Source organism: Armatimonadota bacterium, from assembly GCA_020354555.1.
In the GTDB taxonomy this organism is placed as follows: domain Bacteria; phylum Armatimonadota; class Hebobacteria.
The window spans coordinates 2,969,354-2,976,507 of sequence record CP070648.1; the positions used below are offsets into that span (position 1 = coordinate 2,969,354).

Consider the following 7,154-nt stretch of genomic DNA (forward strand, 5'->3'; position numbering starts at 1 on the left):
AGTCACCGGCGGCTGCGGCAGCGGCAACTACTGCCCGACCAACCCGGTCACCCGCGGACAGATGGCGATCTTCCTCTGCCGCGCGTTCGCCATCCCGTTCTAGGGCGGGCTGGCGAACACCGACAATCCGCGGGGGCGAGCCCCAGGGCTCGCCCCCCTGCTATTTCATCGCTCGATCCGCGCACTGCGCGCCGTCCGCGGCGGGCAGCCAAGTGCACTGCTCCTGCGCGCCGCCCATCGTAGGAGACGGGGTCCTGAGCGTCGAATACGTTCTCGAGGTGCTGATGCGCGGGCGATCTCCCGACACGCGGCAGCATGCCGCCCCTGCGTGTAGGTGTCACCGGCGACAGCGAGTTCAACTCGCGAGCTGCTCGGCCGAGGCCCGCACCCCCGTGCTATTCGATGTCAGGATCTGAGACGAACTCCCAAGCTTCCCCGTCGCGCGGACGGCCGTGGGCGCGATGGGCGCTCGCGGCGGCAACCGCCGCCGTACTCGCCGTCTATCTGTGGGGCGATGGCGGGTGCGACGACGCCAACATCAGCTTCCGCTACGCCTCGCATCTGGCCTACGGCTACGGCAGCGTATGGAATCCCGGGGACGCGCCGTCCATGGGTTCGAGCACGCCGCTGTGGCTGGTATTCCTGGTGCTCGTCGAGAAGCTGTGGCCCGGTCACATTCCGGTCGCGGCGAACCTCGCGGCGGCTGTGTGTTGGGGACTGCTCACCGTGGTGGCGTGGGGCATCGGCGAGCACCTGGGGTGGCGCAGACCGTGGATGGCGGCGGCAGTGCTGGCAGGACTGGCGCCCCTCGCAGCCGCGCGGATGAGAGGCATGGAGACGGCGGCCTACGCGCTGCTCATCGCGATCGCCTACCTGGCATGGCTGCGCGATTCGCGGGGATGGCAGTGGGGCGTGTGGGCCGGGCTGTGCGCGCTGATCCGGTTGGATGGGTGGCTGGTGCCGGGGGTCTTGGGTGCGGCAAGCCTGATCACCACCCGACGCGCTCCGTTCGCGGCGATTGCGGCAGCGGTCGCGATGTATCTGCCGTGGCTGGGCTGGCAGTGGTGGGTGACGGGGGCCGTGGTGCCGCAGACCCTTCATGCCAAGGCCCTGTGGCTGGGGTCCGGGCGATTTCATCCCGCGGCGCTGCCATATCTCACCGCGCGCCCCATCGTCGGGGTCGCGCTGTGGATATGTGTGGGACTGGCTGCAATCTGGGGGCTGAGAGAGCGGCGGCTGTGGCCCCTTGCGGTGTGGGGAGTAGTATATTGCATTGCGTACCGAGTCGCAGGGCTCCCGCACATGGGCTGGTATTACATGCCGCTGCTGGTCGCCGTGGCTCTGCTGGCGGGCGCGGGGGCGGATCGCGTGCGCTTCGCCTCGGGGACGATCGTGGTGCTGGCGGTGGTGTCGGGCGTGACGATGATCGTCGCCGGGCATCCGTGGTTCCCGCGCCGGGTCGTTTACCCACCCGTGATGCCCGCGGCGGCGTTCGAGCAGCACGGGCTGACCCGCATCGCGCACTGGCTGGGTGAGAACGACCCCGGGGCGAGTGTCCTGACCAATGAATGCGGGATACTCGGTTACCTCTCCAACTGCCGCGTGATTGACGCCCTCGGCCTAGTGAGCCGCGAGACGTGGCCGTACATCCCCAAGGGCGATTTCGCCGGGATGGTCAGGGACATGCGGCCGGACTACATTGCGTGGCGCGTTCACCAGCGCGGGGAGTTGCTGCCGTGGGCGCCGGATTACGAGTGGCGAGAGGGCTGGCGCGACGACGTCGGGTGGTACGGGTTGCTGCGGCGAAAGGCGGCGCCGGGGGCTGCAGCCCGCATGCCGACGCGCGAGGCATCATCCCCAACTCCGCGGCGAGCCAAACGCTTCCTTGTCATTGTGTCCGATTCCCTGCGAGCGGACCACGTGGGGTGCTACGGGTGCCGCAGGGGCCTGACGCCATACATTGACGCGTTCGCGCGGCGGTCGGTGCGGTTCGAAAACGCCTTCGCGGCGTCTTCGTGGACGACGCCCTCGAACGCGGCGCTGTTCACGGGCATGTATCCCCACGAGGTGCAGGAGCCCCGCGGGGTGCGCGTTGCTCCGGAGGCCAGGACAATGGCCGAGTATTTCCGCGCCGCTGGTTTCGCCACCGCCGGCTTCTCGGCACACGTGCTCATTTCGGGCGACCATGGCTTTCGGCAAGGCTTCCGGTCATTCGCGTGCAAGCCAACCGGCGACGAAGAAATGACTGCGCGGTGCATCAAGTGGATGCGCGCGAACGCGGATGATCCGTTTCTCGTGCTCCTGTACCTGCACGACCCGCACTGGCCGTATGACCCCGAGGCGGCCGGGGCGTCGTTCGTGCCGCGCACGGCCAACGTGTCCCCCCGCGTCGCCCACGGGTATATCCCCCTTGATCCCGACGTCCGCGTGCCGCGCATCGTGACCCGACCGACGAGCGCCCGCGAGATATCCATGGATGAAGTCGAGTACCTGCACGCTCTCTATGACGGCGACATCGCAAGCGTGGACGAGCGCATCGGCCGCGTGCTGGAGGCGACGGAGGATGTCGAGGACCTGGCGGTGGTGGTGACCGCAGACCACGGCGAGGAATGGCTCGATCACGGCGGGCTGTCGCATCTCTACACGTTGTACGACGAGTTGCTGCGCATTCCGCTGCTCGTGTCCGCGCCCGGCCAGGAGCCGGGCGCGGCGAGCGTGCCGGTGAGCAACCTCGATGTGCTGCCGACCTTGCTTGCGTTGGCGGGCATCCGGGCACCTGATGACCTGCGCGGGGTGAATCTGTTCCCGACGGAGAACTTGCGGCCCCGGCCGCTGTTCGCGGAGGTGCACGGGTGGAACTCGCGCGGTGTTTCGCGCTACAATGTGCGCATCGGCACGCAGACCTTAATCCGCACCGTGAGCGAGCTGAGCACCGATCCGCCGCGGCGAGGGCGTTTCGAGCGCTACGATTTCGTCAACGACCCGGGTCAGCAGCATCCGCTGCCGCCGCGGGCGCCTGGAGGGCATGCTCTGTGGCGCCTGATGGCCCGGTTCGATCCGCTGGCCGCCGAAGTGAGGGCGGGCGTTCACCGGCCGGAGTTGGATGAGAAGACCGCCGAGGAGTTGCGCGCCATCGGCTACCTGGGGAACTGAAGTCTGACCGTCGCAGGCAGGCGAGCAGTCCGTCTGAAGGCGTAACGGCATGAGCCGCGGCCTGGGTTCTGCGGACGTGCCTCGGCGTCATGTGCGGAGAGAACGCGAGCAACTACTGAGGCAATGGGCATAGTGCGACGAGCGCGATGGCTGTGGGTGCTGATCCCCGTGCTGGGGATCGGAGGATGGCTGCTCGTGGGGCGGTCCGATGTTCGGCAGCCGGCCGCTGCGCCCGTGCGGGCGGCGCGGTTTCTCCTCATCGTGTCCGATTCCCTGCGCGCGGATCACGTGGGGTGCTACGGATCTGCCAAGGGGCTGACGCCGAACATTGACGCCTTCGCCAAGCGCGCGGCGCGATTCGACAACGCGTATGCCGCCTCCTCGTGGACCTGTCCGTCGAACGCCGCCCTGATGACCGGGAAGTATCCGCGCGAGGTGCAGCAGCGCAACGCGATGCGGCTCGCCGCGAACGCCGTCACCATGGCGGAGTGCTTTCGCGATGCCGGTTACGCGACGGCGGGCTTCTCGTCGCACCTCTTGATGTCGGGGCGGTACGGCTTCGACCAGGGCTTTCAATCCTTCGCCTGCAAGCGGCTGCAGGACGACGAAATGGCCGACCGCTGCATCCAGTGGATGAGCGCGCACGCGGAGGAGCCGTTCTTCGTCTTGCTCTACCTGCTCGACCCGCACTGGCCGTACGATCCGGAGGCGGCCGGGGCATCGCGCGTGCCGCCGAAGGCCGATGTCCGCGAGCGGGTCGCCGAGGGCTACAGTCCTCTCGATGCGGAGGTTCGGGTGCCCCGCATCGTCAAGCGCCCGCGCGGCGACGAAGAGATGTCGCTCGATGAGGTCGAGTACCTTCACGCGCTCTACGACGGCGACGTGGCGAGCGTGGACGCGCGCATCGGGCGCGTGCTGCGCGCCGCATCGGGGTTCGAAGATCTGGCGGTCGTCGTCGCCGCCGACCACGGCGAGGAGTGGCTCGACCACGGCGGCCTGTCGCACCTCTACACGCTGTACGACGAACTGCTGGACATCCCGCTCATCATGTCCGTGCCCGGGCAGCAGCCGCGCGTCGTCAGCGCGCCGGTGAGCAATCTCGATGTGCTCCCGACTCTGCTCGGGCTCGCGGATATCGAGCGTCCCGAAGGGCTGCGCGGGATCAACCTGCTGCCGCTGGACAAGCTGCCCGCGCGGCGGGCGCTGGCGGCGGAGGTGCATGGGTGGAACCCGTGCGGCGTGTCGCGCTACGGCGTGCGTCTCGACGACCAGACCTTGATCTGCACCATGGCGGGCCTGTCCGATGAGCCGAAGCCGCCGCCGCGAGGGCGATTCGAGCGTTACAACTACGTCGAGGATCCCCGCCAGCAACGCCCACTGCCTCTGAACGACCCGAAGTCGGACTATCTCTGGCGGCTCATGCGCGCGTCCAATCCTTTCGCGGCGCTGGCGCGCGCGGGCGACCAACGCCCGAAGCTCGACGCGAAGACCACGGAAGAGCTGCGCTCGATCGGGTATGTCGGGAAGTGAAACCGCCGGCCGCGGCTTTCGCGAAGGCGCGCGGGCCGGGTTAATTGTGAGCCACCTGCCGCAGACCGCGTCGACCGCCTGCTACACCAGGACGCCGTCCGACCAGCCCAGCTTGACGAGGTCAATGCGCTCCGGGTCGCTGACCCCAAGGCCGTACTTCGCGTCCGCGATCTGGACATGCTTCGCCGGCGGCGAGATGGGCCATTCGTATCCCTTGTACTCGTCGCGCTTGGCCTGGACGACGCGGGCGCAGATCATGTCCACCGCCACCGGGTCAGTGCCGACGATGAGCCCCCTGTAATCCCAGACGTAGCGCGGATCAACCTGCGGCCCGCCGTTGAACAAGGGCTGGAGCGCGTCTATGACGATGAGGCGGCAGCGCTCTCGGATAGACGGTATCGCGTTGAGTATGCCGGTCTCGGCGCAACTGTCGGCGTGGAAGGCGTAGGTGACGTTGCGATCCGAGACATTGATGTTGGTCACCGCGCCCGCCCAGTTCTTCAGCGCGCAGCCAACGCCCGCAAGCCAGTGCGCTTTCAACCCGGTGACGTTGACCAAGCCGTCGGCCCAGGTGACGAGGTTGCTGACATCGTCCGCGTCATAGCCCGGGCGCTGGGGCAGAGCCTCGAATTCGTCGCGGCCGAAGCCGGCGCTGTTGCGGTCCCAGGCCGCGATGTCCTTGTCGGCGACCCCGGCGCTCGTCAGCCCCGAGTGGATTGCGTAGAGCAGTTCGGGGTGCACGGGACGCATCATCACGTTCGACTTGATGGCGATCTTCTCGCCGGCGCGACCGTAGGTCTTCCACGCGGCGGCCTGGTCGGCGGCGCCCGTCAAGCGCACCAGCGCCTGGTCGAGCATCTCCCGCAGGATTGTCTCTCGCGCTTCCGGGGATCCGTCGAGCGCACGCTGATCGCGGATGAGCGCGACGGTCGCGCGGCCCGGGGTCGGGCCTCGCTCTTCCACCGCCGACTCCGATGCGGACTGCGACGCAGACCGGCAGCCGCCTTGCGAGGCGGCCGCCCCGCCGACCACTGCGCCCAACAGCCCTCCCGCTCCGCGGCGGAGAAACTGGCGGCGGGTGAGGTCCGAATCGTCGGAATGCTTGCGAGCCATCGGCCTTCTCTCCTTATTCGCTCAGAGCTGTTTGTTCAAGCGAGATTCCCGTCCCAGGCGGGTGGGCTTCACTCGCGCTGCTCGTCCGTAACGAGACGGTCCGAGGTCGCGCCGCGCGGCGCTCCCGCGCACAGTCCACCGTTGTATCAGCCCTTGCCGATGCGTTTGCGCGCCGATTCGAGGAGCGCGCGCGCCACCCCTTCGTCCGGGGCATGGGATGCCAGCACGACGTAGCGGTTGCGGACGAACGCGCCGACCCAGCGGAAGCGGTCGCTTTCACTCACATACCACGGGGGCGGATTCCCATCGCCGGATGCGCCGTGGAGCTTGGCCGCCCCGAGGTACCCGGCCATGGCGTGCCGTGCCTCTGGATAGATCACGATCGCAAGCTTCGCCGGCGGGCCGTCGGCCTGCGGGTACTCGCCATAGACGACGTTGGTCCGGCGGTTCAGTCGCAGCGCATTGCCAGGCAGGTAGAGGACGCTGTTGAGGCTCGTGTCGGTGTGGAGATACCGCACCGACGCGGCCGCGAGTCCGGGCCGGGGCAACAGGCCGAGCATCGGCGGCTTCTTGCCCATCGCTCTCACCGCGGTCGAGACCGCCTTGCCCAGCTTGAGAATCGCGTCGCGCGCGGTCTCGGATTCGCGGTCGGTGAAGATCCGCGCGAACAGGCGGTCTTTCCAGAACGTCAGCAGGCCGCCGGAATATGACGACTCCTGGCCGACGGGTGGGCTCTCCCGCGCTCGCTCGTGCGAGAAGACACCGAACGCATCGTGCGACGAGCCCATGTCATAGAGTTCGACTGTGATCTTGGCGCCGCCGGGGCCAACGTAACTCCCGACCGCAACGCGCTGGAAGTCATACGCGAGGTAGAAGTCCGCCCCGCCGTTGATGTAGTCGAAGAGCGTCGTAGGCGTGTACGAAGCAGGCTTGCCCTGCGTTCGCCATCCCTCGACTGCGCCCGATCGGGGCAGCAGGGATTCGAGGTCGAGGGCGGCGGCGCGAGTGCCGGATGTACCCGCCAACCCGAGCCCGGTGATAAGGACGAGCAACCTTAGTGCCAGATCCGCGCGGCACGGGCGCGGGCGCGCGGGGTCGCCGTGATGGCGCGCCTTCGACGCCAGTGACCCGAGACGGTCTCGCAGGGCAGAATTGCCTCTCATGATGCGGCTCTCCCCGGGTACAGCGGTGACATTGCTCTGAGCTTCTCGACGATGGGCGGGAGCGTGTCGAGGACGGAGTCCACATCCTCGTCGGTGTTGTCGTGGCCGAGGGTGAGGCGCAGAGAGCCGTGGGCGACGTCGTGCTCCAGCCCGATGGCGAGCAGGACGTGAGAGGCCTCGAGGGAACCGGAGGTG

The 7,154-nt window shown here is 68.1% G+C and carries 5 protein-coding genes; 2 read left to right on the forward strand and 3 right to left on the reverse strand.

Translation table 11 applies throughout. From position 1 onward, the window contains the following. Positions 1-402: 402 nt before the first annotated feature. Positions 403-3,153, forward strand: a complete 2,751-nt coding sequence (locus JSV65_12165) for a sulfatase (protein UCH33325.1) — start codon at positions 403-405, stop codon at positions 3,151-3,153. 132 nt (positions 3,154-3,285) lie between these two features. Further along, a complete protein-coding gene (locus JSV65_12170; GenBank protein UCH33326.1) occupies positions 3,286-4,683 on the forward strand; it encodes a sulfatase in 1,398 nt (465 codons plus the stop codon). 81 nt (positions 4,684-4,764) lie between these two features. Here JSV65_12170 and JSV65_12175 read toward each other — a convergent pair whose 3' ends face one another. From JSV65_12175 to JSV65_12185, 3 genes are all read right to left on the reverse strand, one after another. Continuing rightward, on the reverse strand, positions 4,765-5,796 hold the full coding sequence (locus JSV65_12175; GenBank protein ID UCH33327.1) for a DUF362 domain-containing protein: 1,032 nt from the start codon (positions 5,794-5,796) through the stop codon (positions 4,765-4,767). A 146-nt stretch (positions 5,797-5,942) separates the two neighbouring features. Further along, positions 5,943-6,959 carry a hypothetical protein gene (locus JSV65_12180; protein UCH33328.1) on the reverse strand — a complete coding sequence of 339 codons (1,017 nt, stop codon included), beginning with the start codon at positions 6,957-6,959 and terminating at the stop codon, positions 5,943-5,945. Further along, a partial coding sequence (locus tag JSV65_12185) for a cysteine desulfurase NifS (protein UCH33329.1) occupies positions 6,956-7,154 on the reverse strand: 199 nt, incomplete at its 5' end. The genes JSV65_12185 and JSV65_12180, both read right to left, overlap by 4 nt.

Coding starts and splice junctions, on each gene's coding strand:
- JSV65_12165 (UCH33325.1), top strand. CDS start 403: ATGTCAGGATCTGAGACGAACTCCCAAGCTTCCCCGTCGCGCGGACGG.
- JSV65_12175 (UCH33327.1), bottom strand. CDS start 5,796: ATGGCTCGCAAGCATTCCGACGATTCGGACCTCACCCGCCGCCAGTTT.
- JSV65_12180 (UCH33328.1), bottom strand. CDS start 6,959: ATGAGAGGCAATTCTGCCCTGCGAGACCGTCTCGGGTCACTGGCGTCG.